Consider the following 19,409-nt stretch of genomic DNA (forward strand, 5'->3'; position numbering starts at 1 on the left):
TATGACGACGGGGCATGGCGCGCCATAGGGCGCGATGCCGGCAACGCGCCGGTGTGGCGCGAAAAGCCACAGCCGGCTGCAGCCGCCCCCTCAGCCCTGCTGCGCCGCCGGCAGCAGCCGGGCCGCCCGAAAGCGTTCTGACCGTAGCCCGTTCCCCGTGTGGATGACAGGCAAACGCGGCCTTGTCTTCCATCCGGCTCAGCCTTTCCTGGGCAGCATGGATCGAGTGAGGGGTGCACAGACACGCCCACGCAAGCCCACCCGACCCTGCGGCGCGAATCCACCGCAGGGTCAAGCTGTTCCTGAGGAGGACCCCACGATGGAAAAATTCAAAGACCCAGCCCTCACCCGGCGAGACCTGTTCATCGTGGGAGCGGCGTCCGCTTCGGCGGCGGCGGCTCCAGCGGGCGCGGCGGCCCCGGGGCCATCGCCGCAGCGTGGCCTGCCGGCCCCCAATGCCGAAGCCTTGATGCCGGTTCGCATGACCGTCAACGGCGAGCAGAAAACGCTGTCGCTCGACACCCGCACAACGCTGCTGGATGCGCTGCGCGAGCACCTGCACCTCACGGGTACCAAGAAGGGCTGCGATCACGGCCAGTGCGGGGCGTGCACCGTCATCGTCGATGGCCGGCGCATCAATGCGTGCCTGACGCTGGCGGTGATGCACGAAGGCGCGCAGGTCACCACCATCGAGGGCCTGGGCAATCCCCAGAAGCTGCACCCCTTGCAGGCCGCGTTCGTGAAGCACGACGGCTACCAATGCGGCTACTGCACGCCCGGGCAGATCTGCTCGGCGGTCGGCGTGCTCGACGAGATCAAGGCGGGCATTCCGAGCCATGTCAGCGGCGACCTCACCGCGAAGCCCCTGCTGTCGGCCGACGAGATCCGCGAGCGCATGAGCGGCAACCTGTGCCGCTGCGGGGCTTATTCCAACATCCTCGATGCCATCACCGAGGTGTCCGGTGCGAAAGGGGATGCCGCATGAAATCTTTCACCTACGAACGCGCCACGTCGGTGCAGGCCGCAGCAGCAGCCGCGGCCGGCAATCCGCAGGCCCGGTTCATCGCCGGCGGCACGAACCTGCTGGACCTGATGAAGCTGCAGATCGAGGCGCCCACGCACCTCATCGACATCAACGGCCTGGGGCTGGACAAGATCGAGCCCACCACCGACGGCGGGCTGCGCATCGGTGCGCTGGTGCGCAACACCGACCTGGCCGCCCACGCCGGCGTGCGGCGCGACTACGGGCTGTTGTCGCGGGCCTTGCTGGCCGGCGCGTCGGGACAGTTGCGCAACAAGGCGACCACCTCCGGCAACCTGCTGCAGCGCACGCGGTGCCCCTATTTCTACGACACCAACATGCCGTGCAACAAGCGCCAGCCGGGCGCCGGTTGCGCGGCCCTCGGCGGTGTCACCCGCCAGCATGCGGTGGTGGGCACGAGCGAGGCCTGCATCGCCACGCACCCGAGCGACATGGCGGTGGCCCTGCGCGCGCTGGACGCCACGGTCGAGACCGTGCGCCCGGACGGCCAGCCCCGCCGCATTCCCATCGCCGATTTCCATCGCTTGCCGGGCAACACGCCGCACATCGAAACCGCGCTGGACCACGGCGAATTCATCACGGCCGTCACATTGCCGGCCCCGGCGGGCGGCACGCACATCTACCGCAAGGTGCGGGATCGGTCTTCGTACGCTTTCGCGCTGATCTCGGTGGCCGCGGTGGTGCAAAAGGACGGCACGGGGCGCGTGGCGCTCGGAGGCGTCGCGCACAAGCCGTGGCGCCTGGAATCGGCGGATGCGGCCTTGCCGCAGGGCGCCAAGGCGACGACCGCGCTGCTGCTGGCCGGTGCGCGCCCCACGCACGAGAACGCTTTCAAGGTCGCCCTGGTGGAGCGCACGCTCGCTGGCGTGCTGGCACAAGCGAAAGGCCAATCATGAAATTCGACACCCCTGCTTCGCAAAACGCCATCGACCAGCTCAAGGTGGTCGGCCAGCCCGTGGACCGCATCGACGGGCCGCTCAAGACCAGCGGGCTCGCGCGCTACGCCTATGAGCAGCACGACGTGGTGGCTGCGCAGGCCTATGGCTACATCGTCGGGTCTTCCATCGCCAAGGGGCGCATCGCCTCGATGGACCTGGCTGCCGCCAGCGCCGCGCCGGGCGTGCTGGCCGTCGTCAATGCGCAGAACGCCGGCAAGCTCGGCAAGGGCAAGATGAACGTGGCCCGGCTGCTGGGCGGCAGCGGCATCGAGCACTATCACCAGGCCGTGGCGCTGGTCGTGGCCGAAACCTTCGAGCAGGCCCGGGCCGCCGCACAGCTGCTGAAGATCGAGTACGTGAGCGCGCCCGGCGCGTTCGACCTCTCGGCCGCACGTGATGGCGCCACCGTGCCCAAATCGTCCAAGCCCGAGAGCGCGTTCGGCAACTTCGCGGGCCAGTATCCCGAGGCCGCGGTGCGGCTGGATGCCACCTACACCACGCCCGACCACACCCACGCGATGATGGAGCCCTTCGCCACGCTGGCGGCCTGGGAAGGCGACCGCCTCACGGTGTGGCTGTCCAACCAGATGATCGCCTGGACCGCCGGCGACCTGGCCCGGACGCTGGGCCTGGCGCCCGACAAGGTGCGGCTGGTGTCGCCCTTCATCGGCGGCGGCTTCGGCGGCAAGCTCTTCTTGCGGGCCGACACCGTGCTGGCCGCACTGGGCGCGCGCGCGGCCGGCCGGCCGGTCAAGGTGGCCATGCAGCGCCCGCTGATGGCCAACAACAGCACGCACCGGCCCGCGACCATTCAGCGCATCCGCATCGGTGCCGGCAAGGACGGGCGCATCACCGCCATCGGCCACGAAAGCTGGTCCGGCAACCTGCCGGGCGGCGACCCCGAGGACGCCATCGCGCAGACCCGGCTGCTGTATGCCGGTGCCCACCGCTACACGGCGCTGCGCATCTCGCAACTGGACCTGCCCGAAGGCAACGCCATGCGCGCACCGGGCGAGGCGCCCGGGCTGATGGCGCTGGAGATCGCCATGGACGAAATGGCAGAGCGGCTCGGCATCGACCCCATCGAATTTCGCGTCCTCAACGACACGCAGACCGACCCGGAAAAGCCGGGCCGCAAGTTCTCGCAGCGCCAACTGGTCGAATGCCTGCGCCTGGGCGCGGAGCGCTTCGGCTGGGCGCAGCGCAGCGCGGTGCCGGGCCAGCGCCGCGAGGGCCGATGGCTGGTCGGCATGGGCGTGGCGGCGGGCTTTCGCAACAACCTGCTCATGAAATCGGCAGCCCGCGTGCGCCTGGACGCGCAGGGCCGCATCACGGTCGAAAGCGACATGACCGACATCGGCACCGGCAGCTACACCATCATGGCGCAGACCGCCGCCGAGGTGATGGGCGTCGCGCTGCAACAGGTGGACGTGCGCCTGGGCGATTCCGCCTTCCCCGCAGCGGCCGGTTCAGGCGGGCAATGGGGCGCCAACAACGCCACGTCCGGCGTCTATGCCGCGTGCATGAAGCTGCGCGAGACGATCGCGCGCAAGCTCGGCGTGGAGCCGGCCGAAGCCGTGTTCGCCGATGGCACGGTGCGCGCGGGCGGGCGCTCGACGCCGCTGGCCGAGGTGGCCGGCGCGGCCGGGCTGGTGGCGGAGGACGCGATCGAATACGGCGACCTCGACAAGCAGTACCAGCAGTCCACCTTCGCCGGCCATTTCGTCGAAGTGGGCGTGGCGGTGGACACGGGCGAGGTGCGCGTGCGCCGCATGCTGGCCGTGTGCGCCGCGGGCCGCATCCTGAACCCCAAGACCGCCCGCAGCCAGGTCATCGGCGCGATGACCATGGGCGTGGGCTCGGCGCTCATGGAAGAGCTGGCCGTGGACACGCGCCGCGGCTTCTTCGTGAACCATGACCTGGCGGGCTACGAGGTGCCGGTGCATGCCGACATTCCGCACCAGGAAGTGATCTTCCTGCCCGAGACCGACCCGATCTCTTCACCCATGAAGGCCAAGGGCGTGGGCGAACTGGGCCTGTGCGGGGTAGGCGCGGCCGTGGCCAACGCGGTCTACAACGCGACGGGTGCGCGGGTGCGCGACTATCCCATCACGCTGGACAAACTGCTGCCGCACCTGCCGGCGTACGCCTGACGGCGCGGGAGGCGCAAAAGGCCATGGACAACCTCGACTTTCGCGTGCTGCACACGCTGCGCGACTGGCGCCGTGCTGGCGCGCACGCGTGGCTCGTCACCGTGGTGAGAACCTGGGGCTCGTCGCCGCGGCCGGTGGGTTCCATCCTCGCGCTGTCGGACAGCGGCGCCCTGGTGGGCTCGGTCAGCGGGGGCTGCATCGAAGACGACCTGATCGCCCGCTGCTGCGTGCCAGGCCGTGACGACGCCCTGCCCCGGTCCGCGGCTACACCGCTGCGGCTGAAATACGGCGTGTCCGCCGACGAGGCGCACCGGTTCGGCCTGCCCTGCGGCGGCACGCTGGAGTTGATGGTGGAGCGGGACCCGCCGCTCGATTCGCTGGAGACCCTCGTGGACGCCCTGGCCCAGGGCCGCCTGATGCGCCGCAGTGTTCGATGGGCCGATGGCGCGGTCGCCCTGGAGAACGCCGCAGACACCGCGGGCGCACCGGCCTTCCCGGCCGACGAACAGGTGGTCGCCAACACATTCGGCCCGGAGTTCCGCATGCTGCTGATCGGCGCGGGGCAACTGGCCGAGTACCTCGCCACCATGGCCGGTTTCAACGGGTTCGCCGTGACGGTGTGCGATCCCAGGGCCGAGTACCGTGGCTCGTGGTCGGTCGCGGGCGCGAAGCTGGCGGACGGCATGCCCGACGACGTGGTGCTGGACTTCCAGCCCGACCGCCGCAGCGCCGTGATCGCGCTCACGCACGACCCCAAGCTGGACGATCTGGCCTTGCTGGAGGCCTTGAAGACCAATGCCTTTTACGTCGGTGCCATCGGCAGCCGCCGCAACAACGAAGCCCGGCGCCAGCGGCTTGCCGACCATTTCGACCTGACCGAGTACGAACTGGCGCGGCTCAGGGGCCCGATCGGCCTGTTCATCGGCAGCAAGACCCCCGCCGAAATCGCCGTGAGCGTGATGGCGGAGGTGCTGAGTGTGAGAAACGGCGTGGCGATCCCGCGGCAGATGCAGGTCGCGCCAGCGAAGGAAATGCTGGCGGGTTAGCGCTGCGCTGCAGTGCTGCTGCGTGTGCAGCCACTGCGAATTACCGCTTGTCCGCCGCCTTCTGGACTTCGGCCTGGAACGCATCGCTTTGGCGAAGGCGCACGTATTCCTCATAAGCGCGGTCATAGGATTGGGTTTCGATGCCGTACGACCGCGACAGCGTTTCATAGCGGTCGGCACCTGCGCGCCGCCACAGGGCGAGGTCTGCAATCACTTCGGCACGCGACAGCGCCGGCTGCTGCGGCCTGGCGGCGCTGTCCTGGGTCTGGGTCTGGGCGTGGACGGGCGATGCGAACAGCGCGACCGTGGCCAACGCCGCTGCGAGCGTGGTGGCCCAGAAAAGCCGCGCACCCTGGCGCGCCGTGGACGCTTGCGATGGGGCTGGCGATGAAGAGAGGTTCAAGGACGAATAAGACATTGGAATCTTCCGGTGGGATGGCTAGGTGGTGGGTAGAAATGGGCAGGGTGAAGGCGCGTCAACCGCGCGCCTTCAGATGCGGCATGGGGTGGTGTTCGTAGTGCCCGATCCCGCTCTGGATCAGCGGATCTGCCGACGTGAATGCGGTGATCTCCTGGTCGTCAGCGATCTGAAAGAGCGAGACGCCATAGCTTCCCGCCGGGTCCATGACGGGGCCGTGCGCCACGATCAGGCCCTGGGCCAGCAACTGGTCCAGGTACGCGCCGTGTTGCTGCATTCCCTGCCGCTCATTGGCGGACAAGGTGGCCAGAAAATCCGCGCGGGGGGGAATGAATCGGCAGAGGAAATATTTCATGGGCTATTCCTGTCGTTCCCGTTCACGCGGCCGTTTTCACGCTTTTCAGGATGGCGCCTTCGAACATCTTCGGAAGGTAGCTCTGCAGGAAAAGGATCATTCCGGTCATCTTTCCCACCGGGTTGCTGAAGCGGGGTTCTTTCTGCCCGATCAACTGGGTGATGGTCCGGACGACGGCATCGGGTGCCTCTGCTTCATCGATGCCCTTCTGGGTCGCTGCATCGGCCTGCTTGCGGTAGGCGTCGTAGTCCGCGATGCGGCCTGCGGAGGCCGAGACGGCGTTGTGGGCCAGATTGGTTTTGAACCACGACGGCTCCACCATGCTCACCTTGATGTTGAAGGGGTCCAGCTCGAACCGCAGGGACTTGAAGAACCCTTGAACGGCATGCTTGGACGCGGTGTAGTAGGACAGATTGGGTGGCCCGATCAGGCCGACGATCGAACTCACCGTGATGATCTGCCCCTGCTTTTGGCGGCGGAAATGGGGAAGCAAGGCATTCGTGACCTTGACCGTGCCCCAGAAGTTGGTCTCGAACTGCTCGCGGCCCACGTCCACGGAGGTCTCTTCGGCCAGGCCGGTCACCATGTAGCCCGCGTTGTTGACCAGCACGTCCAGTTGCTGGGTCTGGGCGAACAGCGTTTCGGTGAAGCGCTGAATGGACTCGTCGTCATCGATGTCCAGGCGCAGCATCTTGAAAGGCACCTTGCCCGCATGCTTTTCAGGCTCGCGGCTGGTGCCGATGACGTTGAAGCCCTGCTGCTGCAACTGCTTGCCCAGCAGCAAGCCGAAGCCCGAGGAGGCGCCGGTGATCAAAACGGTCTTTTTCATGGGGAAGTTTCTTTTAAAGGCGGGATTCGGAAACCGAGGGATGGGCCAATGGCGTGGCCCGGGAGGCCGTGGTGAAAAGCGATGGAACCGCACGTTGCGCGGCGCCCTGCGGCACTGCGCAAGCCAATGCCCTGCCTGCGCCGACGGCGGGGCCATTGCGATACAAAACGGTGCTGAACATGGGGTCCTTGGAGGCAGGTCAGGGAGTGGACTGGCTGCTGGCCGCATGTTAGTATCGATTTAATAGTGAGTCAATACTGAAACGATATGGACACCGAAAAAACTTCCGAAAGCACCTGTCCCATCGCGCGCAGCCTCGATGTGCTGGGCGATGCCTGGACGATGCTGATCCTGCGGGACGCCAACGCCGGGCTGACGCGCTTCGACCAATTCAAGAAGAGTCTCGGGATTGCGCCCACCATGCTGACCAAGCGCCTGGCCGCACTCACCGACGAAGGGCTGCTGGAAAAGCGGCAGTATTCCGAGCGCCCGCCGCGTGACGAATACGTGCTGACCGCCGCGGGACGGGACTACCTGCCGGTGCTTTTCATGATCGGCGCGTGGGGCCGCAAGCACCGTGGCACAGGCAGGCTGGTGCGCTTCGTGGACGCCGAGAACGGCACCGACATCGACCCCGTGGCGATCGATGCCGTGACGGGCGCGGCGCTCGGAACGCGCGCCATCAAGCTGGTGAACCCCGACTGAGGCACGGCCGCGCTGAGCCCTGGGCTCAGAGCCCGGCCCACCGGCACGCCACGCCCAGCAGCCCGGCAAGCGCCAGCACGGGAATCACGCCCCACCGCAGCCGGAACAGCGCCACCGCGGCCACGGCGCCGATCAGTGCCGAGCCGCCGTCGAACCGGCCCCCCAGCCCCTGCGGCCACAGCACGTGGTAGGCGAAGAACACCGCCAGGTTGGCGATGACGCCCACCACGGCCGCCGTGATGCCGGTCAACGGCGCGGTGAACTTCAGGTTGCCGTGGGTGGATTCGATGAAAGGCCCGCCCAGCAGGATGAAGAAAAACGAAGGCAGGAACGTGAAGAACGTCACCACGGTGGCGGCCACGGCGCCCGCCAGAAACAGCGCATCGGGCCCGAAAAGGGCCTGCGTCCAGCCCCCGACGAAGGCCACGAACGACACCACCATGATGAGCGGGCCGGGCGTCGTCTCGCCGAGCGCCAGCCCGTCGATCATCTGCGTGGCGCTCAGCCACTGGTGGTGGTCGACAGCGCCCTGGTAGACGTAGGGCAGCACGGCATAGGCGCCGCCGAAGGTCATCAGCGCGGCCTTGGTGAAGAACCAGCCCATCTGCGTCAGCACCGCGTTCCAACCGAAAAGGGCCCAGAGACTTCCCAGCGCGGCGAGCCACAGCCCGATGCTGATGACCAGCACTTTGCAAAGCCGAGGCCACGAAAACAACGCGTGGGCTGGCGTGGGCGTGTCGTCGTCGATGAGCGCGCGCATGCCTGGCGATGCTGACGCCTTGCCATGGCCGCCACTGCCGGAAAACGCCTCGGGTGCGACCTTGCTGCCGATGTAGCCCACGGCAGCGGCCAGCAGCACGATGGCGGGAAACGGCACCTGCAGCGCGAAGATGGCCACGAACGCCGCCACGGCAATGCCCCAAAGCCAGCGGTTCTTCAGCGTGCGGGAACCGACCCGGTAGGCAGCCTGCACCACCAGCGCAGTCACGGCCGGCTTGATGCCGTAGAACACCCCGGCGATCACCGGCACGTCGCCATGCGCCATGTAGAGCCACGACAGGCCGATGAGGATGAACAGCGAGGGCAGCACGAACAGGGCGCCGGCGATGATCCCGCCCCGGGTCCGGTGCAGGAGCCAGCCGATGTACGTGGCGAGCTGCTGCGCTTCGGGGCCCGGCAGCAGCATGCAGTAGTTGAGTGCGTGGAGAAAGCGCTTTTCCGAAATCCACCGGCGGCGCTCCACCAGTTCGGCATGCATCAGGGCGATCTGTCCGGCCGGGCCGCCGAAGCTGATGAAGCCGAGCTTGAGCCAGAAAAGCAGGGCTTCGGAAAGCGGGAGGGAGCGGGGCGGTGTCGATGCGGCGTCGTCGGGCAAGGCGGTGTCCATGGGAACTCCATGAGGGGCTTGCAGCGCTTGGACGGACACCGTCACCCCTTGCGGGACGGGAGGCTGTTTTTCCCGGAGCGCGCATCTTAATGGCTGCGCCGTCCAGACTGAGGGTGGGCAGACGGGGCCCGCCCTTTGGCGCTAGCGCTCCCTGACGGCAGTGACTGCAGCCCCTGCAGGCGCCGGCCGCAGCACCAGCCACAGCGCCGCGGCGATCAGCCCGCCGCCGGCCGCGTGCGCGCCCGTGGCGGCCTCGCCCAGGATCAGCCAGCCCCAGGCCACACCGAACAGCGGCACCAGGAACGTGACCGACAGCGCCTTGAGCGGCCCCACATCGGCGATGAGCCGGAAATACAGCACATAGGCCAGGGCCGTGCACAGCAGGCCCATGGCGAGCATGGCGGCCCACACCGCGGGCGGGGCGGCCAGCCACGTGGCGGGCAGTTCCGGCTGGCGCCACACCTCCCACGCCGCGAACGGGGCCAGCACCAGCACTGCGCCCCATTGGCTGCCCACGGCGACCAGGCGGCTGTCCAGCCCGCCGCGCGCAGTGATCCAGCGGCGCGTGAGGAACCCCGTCACGCCGTAGCAGGCCGTGGCCACCAGGCAAGCGCCCATGCCGGCCAGCACCTGCGGCGACAAGGCCACGGGGCCGGTCTGTGCCAGCACCGCCACCCCGGCCATGCCGAGCAGCACGCCCGCCGTGCGCGCCGCCGTGATGCGCTCGCCGAAAGCAGCCGCGCCGATCAGCACGCCCATGAGCGGCGTGGTCGCATTCAGGATGGCGCTGTAGCCCGCCGGCAGGCTGCGCGCGGCCAGGGCGAACATGAGAAACGGCACGCCCGAATTGACCACGCCCAGCACCAGCGCCGCGCCCAGCTTGCCGTGAAAGGCCGGCCGCAGCCGCGCGAACGCCAGCAACGCCATCAGCCCCGCAGCGGCCAGCGCCACGCGCCCGAAGGCCGTCGGCACCGCGCCCAACACCGGCACGGCGATGCGCATGAACAGGAAACTGCCGCCCCACAAAGCGGCGAGGGCGAACAGGCGAATCAGGCTGGCAAGGGTCATGGTGGGGTCTAAATGAAGGGTTTGGACGGTGCGGCGCGAGAGGCCGGGGCAGCAGCAGCGCCCCGCACCAGAGACCGCCGATTCTTGAAAATTCGAGCCCTCGGAGCAAACCATTTATCCTCGGCGACTGTTTATTTTTTCTCAACAGTCATGCGCTTGCCTCCCCTCATCGCCGTGCGTTTCTTCGAAGCCACCGCGCGCCACCTGAGCGTGCGGCGCGCCGCGATCGAACTGCACGTCACGCCCGGCGCCGTTTCGCAACAGGTGCGCAAGCTGGAAGAGTTTCTGGGCTGCACGCTGTTCGAGCGCCTGCCGCGCTGCCTGGCGCTCACGCGCGCTGGCACCGATTACCAGGCAGCGTGCAGCGATGCGCTCGCGGTGATCGGCCATGCCACTTCGCGCGTGTCCATGGGCGCACGGCGCGTCGTGCTGGTGAGCTGCACGCCGGGCTTTGCCGTGCAGTGGCTGGTGCCGCGCCTGCAGGACTTTCAGCAGCACGCTGCCAGCCTCGACGTGCATGTGAGCACGACCAACCGCACCATCGACCTGGCCGAGGAAGGCGTGCATTTCGCGGTGCGCCACGGCATGGGCCGCTACCCCGGGTTGCGCGCCGAAGCGCTGCTGGCCGACGACCTCGTGCCCGTGTGCAGCCCGCGACTGGTGGCACCGCGCCGCATCGCACGGGCACGGGACATCGATGGACCACGGCTTCTGCACGACGAGCACCGCGGCGATTGGCGGCTTTGGTGTGAAGCGCACCGTATGCCTCGGGTAAACACCGAACAGGGCGTGGTGTTCGCCGATTCCAACGGTGCGATCGAGGCCGCGGTGGCCGGGCGGGGCTTTGCGCTGGTGCGCCGCGCCCTCATCGCGCGCGAACTGGCCACGCGCGCGTTGATCGGCGTGCAGGCCGGCACGCTCGCCACGCCGCTGGCCTACCACCTGGTGTACGCGGCGCCAGCGCTCATCGATCCGCAATTGCGCCGCTTTCGCGACTGGATCGTGGCGCAGGCGGGGGAAGAGCGCGGCAGCGGCGCGGCGTAACTCGCGCTAGGGCGCTGGCAGCGCGCGCACCATGTACACCGCTCCCTCGCCGTAGGTGGCCAGGCGCTGCAGCTGTGCGGCGCTCTGCAGCGGCATCGGTGCGTAGCCGTGCCGTGCCCAGTAACCCTGCGAGCCTTGCACGGACACCAGCGCGCTGTGGCGCAGCCCTTCGGCGCGCGCCGCCGCCCAGGCGGCCGCCAGCAGCGCCTGCGCCAGGCCCTGCCCAGCCAATGGGGGCGACACGGCCATGTCGTGCAGGTACAGCGTGTCGGGCGCCGCTCTGCCAGCCACTGGCTCGAAATCGCCGTGCAGCGGCGTCACCTTGCCGAGCACCGAGCGGTACGCCGCGAGATAGGCGCACAGCTGGCCGTCCTGCTCCAGGGCCAGCGAGCACTGCGCCGGGCTGGCCAGGCGGCGCGCGAACACCGCATGGCTTTCTTCGAAACCTTCGCCGTAGCAGGCGCGCTGCACCTGCAGCAGCCCGGGCAGATCGGCCAGTGCGAGCGGGCGTGGAAGGGGCCGGGCAGCCGGTGAGGGAAGCGGGGGAGCAGGATTGCGGACTGGCATTGGAAGGCAATGGTGACAGAGCGAAATGGTGCGTCGTGGCGTGAAGTGACGTGCTGTGGCGTGCGGTGCAAGGGGCGCGAAACCCTGCCCGCCGGAGGGCGAGCGCACCGATCGACACCGCGGTTGTTCATACTACGGCTGAGCTGGCTGCGGCGGCCCGGGCGCGCTTCTTGCACGGATCGGGGGCGGCGAGCCAGGGCGTATCGTCGGCATTTGGTGGATTCGTTCGCCACCGCAAGCCGCCGGATGCGCTGCCGATGAGAGAATTTTTGCACTGTTGCCTTCGCCGTATTGATGTCAGACCACCATGTCTTTGAGCCGATTACTTCGCCTTTTCGGGGCCCTCGTGGTGCTGGCCACGATGCTGTTGGTCGGCCGCATCGCGACGACCGAGTACCAATTGGTGCGCGCGTCGGCGGCGAGCGTCGAGGCCATCGATCAATTGCGCGCAGGGCTGCTGGCCGCCGAAATGGTGTCGCGCGAGCGAGGGCCCACCAACGGAGCGCTGGGCGGGGCATCGCCCCTGCCGGCTGAACTGCAGCAGGCGCTGGCCCAGGCGCGCACCCGCACCGATCGCGCGTTCGACGCGTTGCACGGCGTGCTGTCGGCGCGTGCGGGCGATGCCATGCGGGTTGATGCCGCGCGGCGCGTGGCCGCCGCCAAGCTCGCGCTGGCCACGGCCCGGTCGGCGGTGGACGAGGTGGTGGCCCAGCCCAAGGCGGAACGCGCGCCCGAGTCGATCCGCTCGGCGGTCTACGGCATGGTGGCCATCGTGCCGCTGCTGGCGCCGGTCACCAGCAGCCTGGCCAATGCCGCGCGCCAGAACTACCCGGCCCTGGCCGACGACGTGCAGGTGGCGCGCCTGACGGCCGAACTGCGGGAGTTCGCGGGCCTGCTGGGCTCGCATTTCACGGCGGCGCTGGCGCGCCAGCAGCCGTTTTCGGCCGAAGAGCGCCGGGCCATCGAACAGACGCGCGGGCGCATCGCGCAGCTGCGCTTCCTGATCGAGTTGCGGCTGTCGGTGCCCGAGCAGCCGCGCCCCATCGCCCAGGCGTGGCAGACGGTGCAGCAGCGCTACTTTCGCGACACCGGCCCGCTGATCGACCGCATGATCGCGGCCGGCGAGAGCGATGGCCGCTACGGGCTGGACGCCGCAGGCTTTGCCGCGCTGTACGTGCCCGACATGAACACCATTTTCGAGGTGCGCGACACGCTGCTCACCCAGCTGCGCGAACGCGCCAGCGCCGAATACGCCCGCGCCGTGCGCATGCTGGGCCTGGTGGCGGCCGGCTCGGTGCTGCTGCTGGCCCTGCTGGCGGCGGCGCTGTCGATGGTGGACCGCCGCGTTCTCAGCCCGCTGGTGCAGACCGCGCGGGCGCTGAAGGCGCTGGCCAACAACGACCTGGACGCCCCCCTGCCGCAGCCCACCGCCAACGACGAAATGGCGGCGGTGATCCGCGCGGCGCGCGAGTTGCAGCTGCAGACCCGCCAGCGCGAATCGTTGGAACGCGAGCGCAACAGCCTGATCGCGCAGCTGCGCGAGCAGTCCAACACCGACTTCCTCACCGGCCTGCCCAACCGGCGCGCGTTCTTCGACGCGGCGGAAAGCGTGCTGGCGCAGGCGCGGCGCCACGGCTTCGGCGTGGTCATCGTCATCCTGGATGTGGACCGCTTCAAGCTGCTCAACGACCAGTGGGGCCATGCGGTGGGCGATCAGGCGCTGGTGGCGGTGGCGCGCACGCTGCGCTCCGAGCTGCGGCTGGGCGATCTGGTCGGGCGCTTCGGCGGCGAGGAATTCGTGGTGCTGCTCAGCCACTGCGATCCCGCGCACGGCGTGCGGCTGGCCGAGCGCCTGCGCGAAGCCGTGGCCGACCTGCAGTTGCTGCTGCCTGCATCCCCGCAGCCGCTGCGCCTCACGGCGAGCTTCGGCGTGGCGGATTCGGGCCGGCACGGCCTGGTGCTCGATCAGCTGCTGTCCGAGGCCGACGCAGCGATGTACCGCGCCAAGGAAACGGGGCGCAACCGGGTGGTGCTGGCCGAGCCCAAGGTCGATACCGGTGCGGGGGAACTGACCGCGGTGTGAGGGTTACCGGAAGAATGCTATTGTTTTAATAGCTATCCACCCTAGTGGATATTGCGCTGGAGGCCTTTTTGACCCAAAGTGCCTGCGTGCCTGCGTGCCTGCGTGCCTGCGTGCCTGCGAGGGGCAAGGCGCTGCGCCCGCCCCCGGTGGCCCGCACGGCCGCAAAGCGATCAGCGCGGCAGCACCGGCGGCTGCACGAAGTCTTCCAGCGACAGGCCCTTGTCGCGCAGCAGCGCTTCCAGCACCGGCTGCAGGCGGCCCAGGCTTTCGTGCACGGCTTCGCGCACGGTGTCCACCACCACCTGGGTGCTGCGCTCGATCTCGATGTTGAGCCGGTCGCCCGCCTGCTTGTGCTCGAACACCGTGGCGCGGCGCGTCTCGGGAATCAGCCACACCTCGAACCAGCCTTCGGCGCGGTTCACCTCGGAGACCGTGAGGCTCGCGCCGTGGATGGCGATGTAGCCCTTGGCGAAGATGTACTTGCGAAAGTCGGGCGGAATGTTCACGCGCCACACGCGGTTGTTGTCCGACTCGCGCACGCTGTGCAGCGTGGTGGCGAAGTCGATGTGGCCCGACAGCGGGTGCCCGCCGATCTCGGCGCCGTCCTTTGCCGCGCGCTCCACGTTCACCCGGTCCCCCACGGCGTAGCTGCCCAGGGTGGTCACGTTCAGGCTCTGCAGCACCACGTCGAACGCCGCGGCGTTGGGTGGCAGCAGCTCGGTGACCGTGAGGCACACGCCGTCCACCGCCACGCTCGCGCCGACGGCGAGGTCCTGGCAGAAGCCGGGTGGGAAGTCGATGAGGAAGGTCCGCAGGCCTTCGCGGTCGTGGATGGCGGCGAGGGCCGCCGTGGCTTGGACGATGCCAGTGAACATGCGAGTGGATTCCCGGTGCGTGGAAAGGAGCGCCGCGCAACCGGGGCGCTCCGGGGAGGCGGCAATTTTGCCACCCGGGCCCCGGCCCACGCACGGCGGGGTCTCCAGATCTTTCGCAGCGCGCTCAGCGGGCGCGCAGCAGCTCGCCCACTTCCAGCAGCAGCAGTTCGTTGTCGTCGGCCTGGTTCGGCGCGCGGCTGCTGCTGAACGGCAGATTGTTGTCGTTGCCGACCACGATGTGCGTGCCGTCCACCACGTCCACGTTCTCGATGGTGAAGAACGGGAAGGTGAGCACGCCGTTGTCCAGCGGCTTTTTCGCCAGGCGCTGCGGGTCCTGGATGTTCAGCAGGTCGATGTAGCCCACCTTGCGCAGTTCGCCGCCGGCGTTGGCGTCGGTCAGCTCCACCTTGTAGACGCGCTTGAATTTCGCCAGGTCATGGAAGCAGTCGGTGCGCTTTTGGCCCTCGGGGCAGGCCTTGCCGGCCGTGCCTTCGCCGTTGTCGCGCTCGATGATCAAGCCAGTGTTTCCATCGATCATGTTGAAGTCGCCGATGGCATGGTGGTTGGCCTCCAGCACGTACTTCCAGTGGCGGCCCGTCCACTTCTCGGCGCGCACGTCGAACTCCAGCACGCGCAGGTACTGCTTGCCGCCCTCCACCGCTTCGTAGGCCTTGGCGGATTCGTTCCACAGCGGGCCTTCCAGCAGCGCGTAGAGCTTGCTGCCGTCCTTGGACGAGGCCATGCCCTCGAAGCCCTTGGAGCGCTTGACCTCGAAGGCCGGCGCCTTCGCATCGGGCGCACCGGGCCCGGTGATGGCCGGGTGGTCGGGCGAGCGCACGGTCTTGCCGTCCACCTGCGTTTCGAACACCGCCAGCACGCGGCCGTCCAGGTCGGCCTTGATGAGGTAGGGGCCGAACTCTTCGCCGATCCACAGTGCGCCACCGGCGAACTGAAAGCTCTCGGGGTCGAAGTCCGAGCCCGTCAGGTAGCGTTCTTTCGTGCCTTCTTCGGCGATGCGGAACGGCACCTTCTTGTCCGGATCGTGCAGGAACACCGTCTTCTGGCGCTTGAACTGGCCGCTTTGAAAGTCCACCGCGTAGTGGTTCAGGTAGAGCATGAAGTCCGGCGAATTGGCCTTGGCGCCCGCGCCGTTGTCGGTCAGGATCCAGAACGACCCGTCGGCCATGTGCTTGATGCCCGAGTGGCCCTGCGCGGGCTGGCCCTTGAACGGCAGCGACACGCCCGTGGGCCGGCCGGCGGAGGTGCCTTCCACGCTGCCGAGCCGGTCCGCCCGCTGCGGCGTGGTGAACTTGCCGCTGGTCTGCAGATCGGCGGGTGCGTCCTTGGGCGCGGGAATGAAGGTCTGCGCCGGCAGCACGGCGTGGCCGGCGAGCGTGGCGGGAAACGCCTGCTGCGCATGGGCGGGCAGCATCGTGGCGGCGGCGCAGGCCAGCAGGGCGAAGGGCGCAAAAGGAGCGAAACGGGACAACGAGCGGAGGCGGAACGAGGGCAGCATGCGATGGCTTGTGGCGGACGAAAACCGCAACGATGCCGGCGCGCCGTGACAGGGCCATGACGGCAAGGGCCACGCCCCGCCGCGCGGCCTTTAGCGCTACTTCGGCGGCAGTTCCGCTTCCAGCCGCTGCATCTCTTCTTCCAGCGTGCCCCGGCTGCGAAAGTGCCGCTGGGCCTGGTCGTACCAGTACTCGGCGTCTTCCAGGTCGCCTTCCTGCAGATGCACGATGCCGTGCAGCCACGCGCCCAGCGGCGTCGCATCGTCCTGTATCTGCTGGTGGGCTTCGTTCCAGCGCCCTGCGCGCAGGTGCGCCAGGATGTCGCGAAGGTCGGTCATCGAAAAAGCTCCTCGTGGGATCGGCACCGCCCCTGCGGCTCGGGCGGATGCCCTGCCTGCCGGAGTATCGCCGTGCGCTGGGGCGCCGCTGTTCCGAGCCGGTGCCCAGCCTACGCGCGCTGGCGCGCGAGCGTCCACCACGCGGCCGCGACGATCAGCGCCCCGCCCATCCACTGCACGGGCCCCAGGCTTTCGCCCAGCCACAGCACGGCGAACAGCGCGCCCCAGGCCGGCTCGGTGCCCATCAGCAGCCCCACGCGGCTGGGCGCGCTGTGCTTCAGCGCCCAGTTCTGCGCGATGAAGGCGAACACCGTGCAGCCCAGCACCAGGTACACGCTCGCGGCCCAGAAGGCGCCTTCCTGCGGCAGCGCCGGCAGCCCGCCCGGCAGCGACACGGCCACCAGCAGGCACCCCAGCCCCACCACGGCGGACTGCACCGCGGTGAGCAGCAGCATGGGGGCCTGCGCATGGCGCCGCGTGAGGCGGCTGGTGGCGCACACGGTCACGGCGCGCAGCACGGCGGCTGCCAGCATCAGCGCGTCGCCCAGGCCCCAGCGCATCTGCAGGCCGCCGCCCGCCAGCAGCGCGGCGCCCAGCAGCGACACGGCGGCGAAGCCGAACACCGAGCCGGCCGGCCGCCGGCCCAGCAGCCACCATTCGGCGAACGGCGTGAACACCACGCACAGGCTGATGAGGAACGCCGCATTGCTGGCCTGCGTGTGTGCCACGCCATAGGTCTCGCACACGAAGATCGCCATCAGCAGCCCGCCCAGCGGCAGGCCGGCGCGCAAGGCGCCGTGCCACTGCGCCCGCGTGGCCCGCAGGCACGCCGGTGCCAGCAGCGCCGTGGTGAGCAGAAAGCGCACCGCCAGAAACCCCAGCACCGGGTAGAAAGCGAGCGCCCCCTTGGCCACGCCATAGCTCGTGCCCCAGACGATCGCCACCAGCAGCAAGACGAGGTCGGCACTGTGCAGCAGCACGGCGGGGCGGGAGCCGGTCAAAGTGGTCATCCGGCGATCGTAGATTCGTGCGCTGCGTTTGATAATGCTGCCTTCGCGAACAACATTGCTTCCCCATGCGCACGAATGAAGCCCTGGATGCCTTGCCCGACATGGCCGTGTTCGCCCGTGTGGCGGCGGCGGGCAGCTTTTCCGCCGCGGCGCGCGAGCTGGGCCTGACGCCTTCGGCCGTGAGCCGCCAGGTGGCGCGGCTCGAAGCCGTGCTGCGCGTGCGGCTGCTGGAGCGCACCACCCGCCGCCTGCGCCTGACCGAAGCCGGACAGGCCGCCTTCGAGCGCTGCCAGGGGCTGGAGTCTTCCGCCCGCGAAGTGCTGGCGCTCGCCGGCCACCACGCCCAAGTGCCCAGCGGCCTGGTGTGCATGAGCGCGCCCAAGGCGTACGGGCGCCAGCGCCTGCATCCGCTGGTGCCGTCGTTTCTCGCCGCGCACCCGCAGGTGGATGTGCAACTGGTGATCGCCGACCGCACGGTGGATTTGTTCACCGAGCACATCGACGTGGCCGTGCGCATCACCGACACGCCGCCGCCGGGCCTGGTGGGCCGGCCGCTGGAGGTGATCGACCACGTCGTGTGCGCCAGCCCCGCCTACCTCGCGCTGCGCGGCCTGCCCGCGCACCCGAGCGATCTGGCGCAGCACGACTGCCTGTACCTGGGCGAGGACGAGCGCGACCGGCACTGGCGCTTCGAGCGCCTCGGCGCCGGCAGCGGCGGTGGCGGCAATGCTGGCGAAGGCCGGGGCGCGCCAGAGACGGCCGTGGTGAAGGTGCGCGGCCGCTACGTGGCCAACCACAGCGAGGTGCGGTGCGAGGCGGCCCTGGCGGGCCTGGGCATCGCCACCCTGCCCGGCTTCACCGCACAGGCGGCGCTGGCCAGTGGCGCGCTGGTGCGCGTTTTGCCCGGCTGGCGCCACACCACGGCCTATTCCGGCACGGCATGGCTGCTGTATCCGCCCAACCGCTTTCTGCCGGCGCGCGTGCGCGCATGGATCGATCACGTGGCGCAGGGGCTGGCCGCGGTGCCGGTGGCCCTGGCGTAGGGCGCAAGCGCTGAGCGCAGTCCACCTGCGCCCCGCCCTTGAGGCGTCAATCCTCGTTTAGACGTCAATCCTCGTGCGTGTCGTGCGTGGCCGCCGTTCCCCGGCGCCAGTAGCCCGAGGCTTTGACCCACTTCGGATAGGCGCCGCGCTCGCCCACCAGGTGTGCGCGCAGGGCCTTGGCCACGCTCGATTCACAGGCCACCCAGGCGTGGAAGTCGCCCGCGGGCAGCGTTTGCGCGCGCAGTGCAGCCAGCAGACCGTCGGCCGTGCCCGCCTCGGCGCCCTGGCGGTGCACCCACACCACGCGCGCGTCGGCGGCGGTGGGCAGGGGCTGTTCGTCGGCCGGGCCGTCCACCTCGGCCAGCACCAGCACGGGTGCGCCGGCAGGCAGTTCGGTCAGGCGGCGGGCGATGGCCGGCAGCGCGGTGTCGTCGCCGATCAGCACGTAGCCGTCGAACGCGGGGGGAATGATCATCGAGCCGCGCGGCCCGCCCACGCCCACGGTCTGCCCCGGTGCGGCCTGCAGCGCCCACTGCGTGGCCGGGCCCGCGTCGTGCAGCGCGAAATCGATGGTGAGGGTGCGCGCGGCGATGTCGTGCTCGCGCGGTGTGTAGTCGCGCATGGTGGGCCGGGGCGAATCGGGCGCCAGGCCGCCGTTTTCGCCCGGCACGGGAAAGTCGATCTGGCCGGTGGCGGGGTCGGGCAGGATGAGCTTCACGTGGTCGTCGAAGCCGGCGCTGTCGAACCCTTCCAGGTCCGCGCCGGTGAGCGTGACGCGGATGCAATGCGGCGTCACGCGCTCGGCGCTCTGCACGGTCAGGGTGCGCCGGCGCAGTTCATGGCGCATGCGCTGGGGAGCGCGGGCCGCCAGAAGTTCGGCCGAAGGCTGCGCCGTGGCCGTGGCCGTGGGGGCGGAGGGTGATGGGGCCGATGTCGAAATTGATTGAGACAGAGAGGTCATGTCAGGCTTTCTGCCGGGGTGGCCGGCGCGGTG

Annotated in this window: 19 protein-coding genes; 8 read left to right on the forward strand and 11 right to left on the reverse strand. The window is 69.3% G+C overall.

The window, feature by feature from the left end:
* Positions 1 to 319 precede the first annotated feature (319 nt).
* From paoA to BLT03_RS08320, 4 genes are read left to right on the forward strand one after another with little or no spacing between them, the layout of a single operon-like run.
* On the forward strand, positions 320 to 985 hold the full coding sequence (gene paoA, locus BLT03_RS08305) for an aldehyde dehydrogenase iron-sulfur subunit PaoA (protein ID WP_092742303.1): 666 nt from the start codon (positions 320 to 322) through the stop codon (positions 983 to 985).
* Entirely contained in the window at positions 982 to 1,938 is a 957-nt protein-coding gene (locus BLT03_RS08310) for an FAD binding domain-containing protein (RefSeq protein ID WP_092742306.1), read from the forward strand. Before paoA ends, BLT03_RS08310 begins: the two co-directional genes overlap by 4 nt.
* Complete coding sequence (gene paoC / locus BLT03_RS08315; protein ID WP_092742309.1) at positions 1,935 to 4,133, forward strand: aldehyde oxidoreductase molybdenum-binding subunit PaoC; 2,199 nt, start codon at positions 1,935 to 1,937, stop codon at positions 4,131 to 4,133. The genes BLT03_RS08310 and paoC overlap by 4 nt, the downstream gene beginning before the upstream one ends.
* Before the next feature lie 23 nt (positions 4,134 to 4,156).
* A complete protein-coding gene (locus BLT03_RS08320) occupies positions 4,157 to 5,179 on the forward strand; it encodes an XdhC family protein (RefSeq protein ID WP_092742312.1) in 1,023 nt (340 codons plus the stop codon).
* A 40-nt stretch (positions 5,180 to 5,219) separates the two neighbouring features.
* Here BLT03_RS08320 and BLT03_RS08325 read toward each other — a convergent pair whose 3' ends face one another.
* The 3 genes from BLT03_RS08325 to BLT03_RS08335 are packed head-to-tail and all read right to left on the reverse strand — an operon-like array spanning position 5,220 to position 6,781.
* Positions 5,220 to 5,597 carry a DUF4148 domain-containing protein gene (locus tag BLT03_RS08325; protein WP_092742315.1) on the reverse strand — a complete coding sequence of 126 codons (378 nt, stop codon included), beginning with the start codon at positions 5,595 to 5,597 and terminating at the stop codon, positions 5,220 to 5,222.
* 58 nt (positions 5,598 to 5,655) lie between these two features.
* Positions 5,656 to 5,952, reverse strand: coding sequence for a YciI family protein (locus BLT03_RS08330; protein ID WP_092742318.1), 297 nt, complete (start codon positions 5,950 to 5,952; stop codon positions 5,656 to 5,658).
* Between the two features lie 22 nt (positions 5,953 to 5,974).
* On the reverse strand, positions 5,975 to 6,781 hold the full coding sequence (locus BLT03_RS08335) for an SDR family NAD(P)-dependent oxidoreductase (protein WP_092742321.1): 807 nt from the start codon (positions 6,779 to 6,781) through the stop codon (positions 5,975 to 5,977).
* A 267-nt stretch (positions 6,782 to 7,048) separates the two neighbouring features.
* Between BLT03_RS08335 and BLT03_RS08340 the strand changes: the two genes are divergently transcribed.
* The gene (locus BLT03_RS08340; RefSeq protein ID WP_092742324.1) at positions 7,049 to 7,486 is read left to right on the forward strand and encodes a winged helix-turn-helix transcriptional regulator; all 438 of its coding nucleotides are present in this window, start codon (positions 7,049 to 7,051) and stop codon (positions 7,484 to 7,486) included.
* A gap of 25 nt (positions 7,487 to 7,511) precedes the next feature.
* On the opposite strand, the gene chrA is transcribed toward BLT03_RS08340, so the two are convergent.
* Both chrA and BLT03_RS08350 read right to left on the reverse strand, forming a co-directional pair.
* A complete protein-coding gene (gene chrA, locus BLT03_RS08345) occupies positions 7,512 to 8,873 on the reverse strand; it encodes a chromate efflux transporter (protein WP_092742327.1) in 1,362 nt (453 codons plus the stop codon).
* Between the two features lie 141 nt (positions 8,874 to 9,014).
* Positions 9,015 to 9,941: a DMT family transporter gene (locus tag BLT03_RS08350; RefSeq protein ID WP_092742330.1), complete on the reverse strand. Its 927-nt coding sequence runs from the start codon at positions 9,939 to 9,941 to the stop codon at positions 9,015 to 9,017.
* Between the two features lie 150 nt (positions 9,942 to 10,091).
* Here BLT03_RS08350 and BLT03_RS08355 point away from each other — a divergent pair, with 150 nt between their 5' ends.
* Positions 10,092 to 10,985 (forward strand): LysR substrate-binding domain-containing protein, encoded by an 894-nt coding sequence (locus BLT03_RS08355; RefSeq protein ID WP_092742339.1) that lies wholly within the window; start codon positions 10,092 to 10,094, stop codon positions 10,983 to 10,985.
* A gap of 6 nt (positions 10,986 to 10,991) precedes the next feature.
* On the opposite strand, the gene BLT03_RS08360 is transcribed toward BLT03_RS08355, so the two are convergent.
* A complete protein-coding gene (locus BLT03_RS08360; RefSeq protein ID WP_092742341.1) occupies positions 10,992 to 11,552 on the reverse strand; it encodes a GNAT family N-acetyltransferase in 561 nt (186 codons plus the stop codon).
* A 307-nt stretch (positions 11,553 to 11,859) separates the two neighbouring features.
* Between BLT03_RS08360 and BLT03_RS08365 the strand changes: the two genes are divergently transcribed.
* Positions 11,860 to 13,635 carry a GGDEF domain-containing protein gene (locus tag BLT03_RS08365; RefSeq protein ID WP_092742344.1) on the forward strand — a complete coding sequence of 592 codons (1,776 nt, stop codon included), beginning with the start codon at positions 11,860 to 11,862 and terminating at the stop codon, positions 13,633 to 13,635.
* 170 nt (positions 13,636 to 13,805) lie between these two features.
* Here the strand turns inward: BLT03_RS08365 and BLT03_RS08370 are convergent, their stop codons facing one another.
* The 4 genes from BLT03_RS08370 to BLT03_RS08385 form a co-directional block, all read right to left on the reverse strand.
* Positions 13,806 to 14,510 carry a riboflavin synthase subunit alpha gene (locus BLT03_RS08370; protein ID WP_092742347.1) on the reverse strand — a complete coding sequence of 235 codons (705 nt, stop codon included), beginning with the start codon at positions 14,508 to 14,510 and terminating at the stop codon, positions 13,806 to 13,808.
* A 124-nt stretch (positions 14,511 to 14,634) separates the two neighbouring features.
* A complete protein-coding gene (locus BLT03_RS08375; RefSeq protein ID WP_245711313.1) occupies positions 14,635 to 15,942 on the reverse strand; it encodes an esterase-like activity of phytase family protein in 1,308 nt (435 codons plus the stop codon).
* 180 nt (positions 15,943 to 16,122) lie between these two features.
* Positions 16,123 to 16,362 carry a hypothetical protein gene (locus BLT03_RS08380; protein ID WP_092742350.1) on the reverse strand — a complete coding sequence of 80 codons (240 nt, stop codon included), beginning with the start codon at positions 16,360 to 16,362 and terminating at the stop codon, positions 16,123 to 16,125.
* 110 nt (positions 16,363 to 16,472) lie between these two features.
* The gene (locus BLT03_RS08385) at positions 16,473 to 17,372 is read right to left on the reverse strand and encodes a DMT family transporter (RefSeq protein ID WP_092742353.1); all 900 of its coding nucleotides are present in this window, start codon (positions 17,370 to 17,372) and stop codon (positions 16,473 to 16,475) included.
* Between the two features lie 65 nt (positions 17,373 to 17,437).
* Between BLT03_RS08385 and BLT03_RS08390 the strand changes: the two genes are divergently transcribed.
* On the forward strand, positions 17,438 to 18,415 hold the full coding sequence (locus BLT03_RS08390) for a LysR family transcriptional regulator (RefSeq protein WP_092742357.1): 978 nt from the start codon (positions 17,438 to 17,440) through the stop codon (positions 18,413 to 18,415).
* Positions 18,416 to 18,479: 64 nt separating this feature from the next.
* Here BLT03_RS08390 and BLT03_RS08395 read toward each other — a convergent pair whose 3' ends face one another.
* Positions 18,480 to 19,262 (reverse strand): siderophore-interacting protein, encoded by a 783-nt coding sequence (locus BLT03_RS08395; RefSeq protein ID WP_245711314.1) that lies wholly within the window; start codon positions 19,260 to 19,262, stop codon positions 18,480 to 18,482.
* Positions 19,263 to 19,409: the final 147 nt, after the last annotated feature.

This window comes from Paracidovorax valerianellae, from assembly GCF_900102625.1.
Lineage (GTDB): Bacteria > Pseudomonadota > Gammaproteobacteria > Burkholderiales > Burkholderiaceae_C > Paracidovorax > Paracidovorax valerianellae.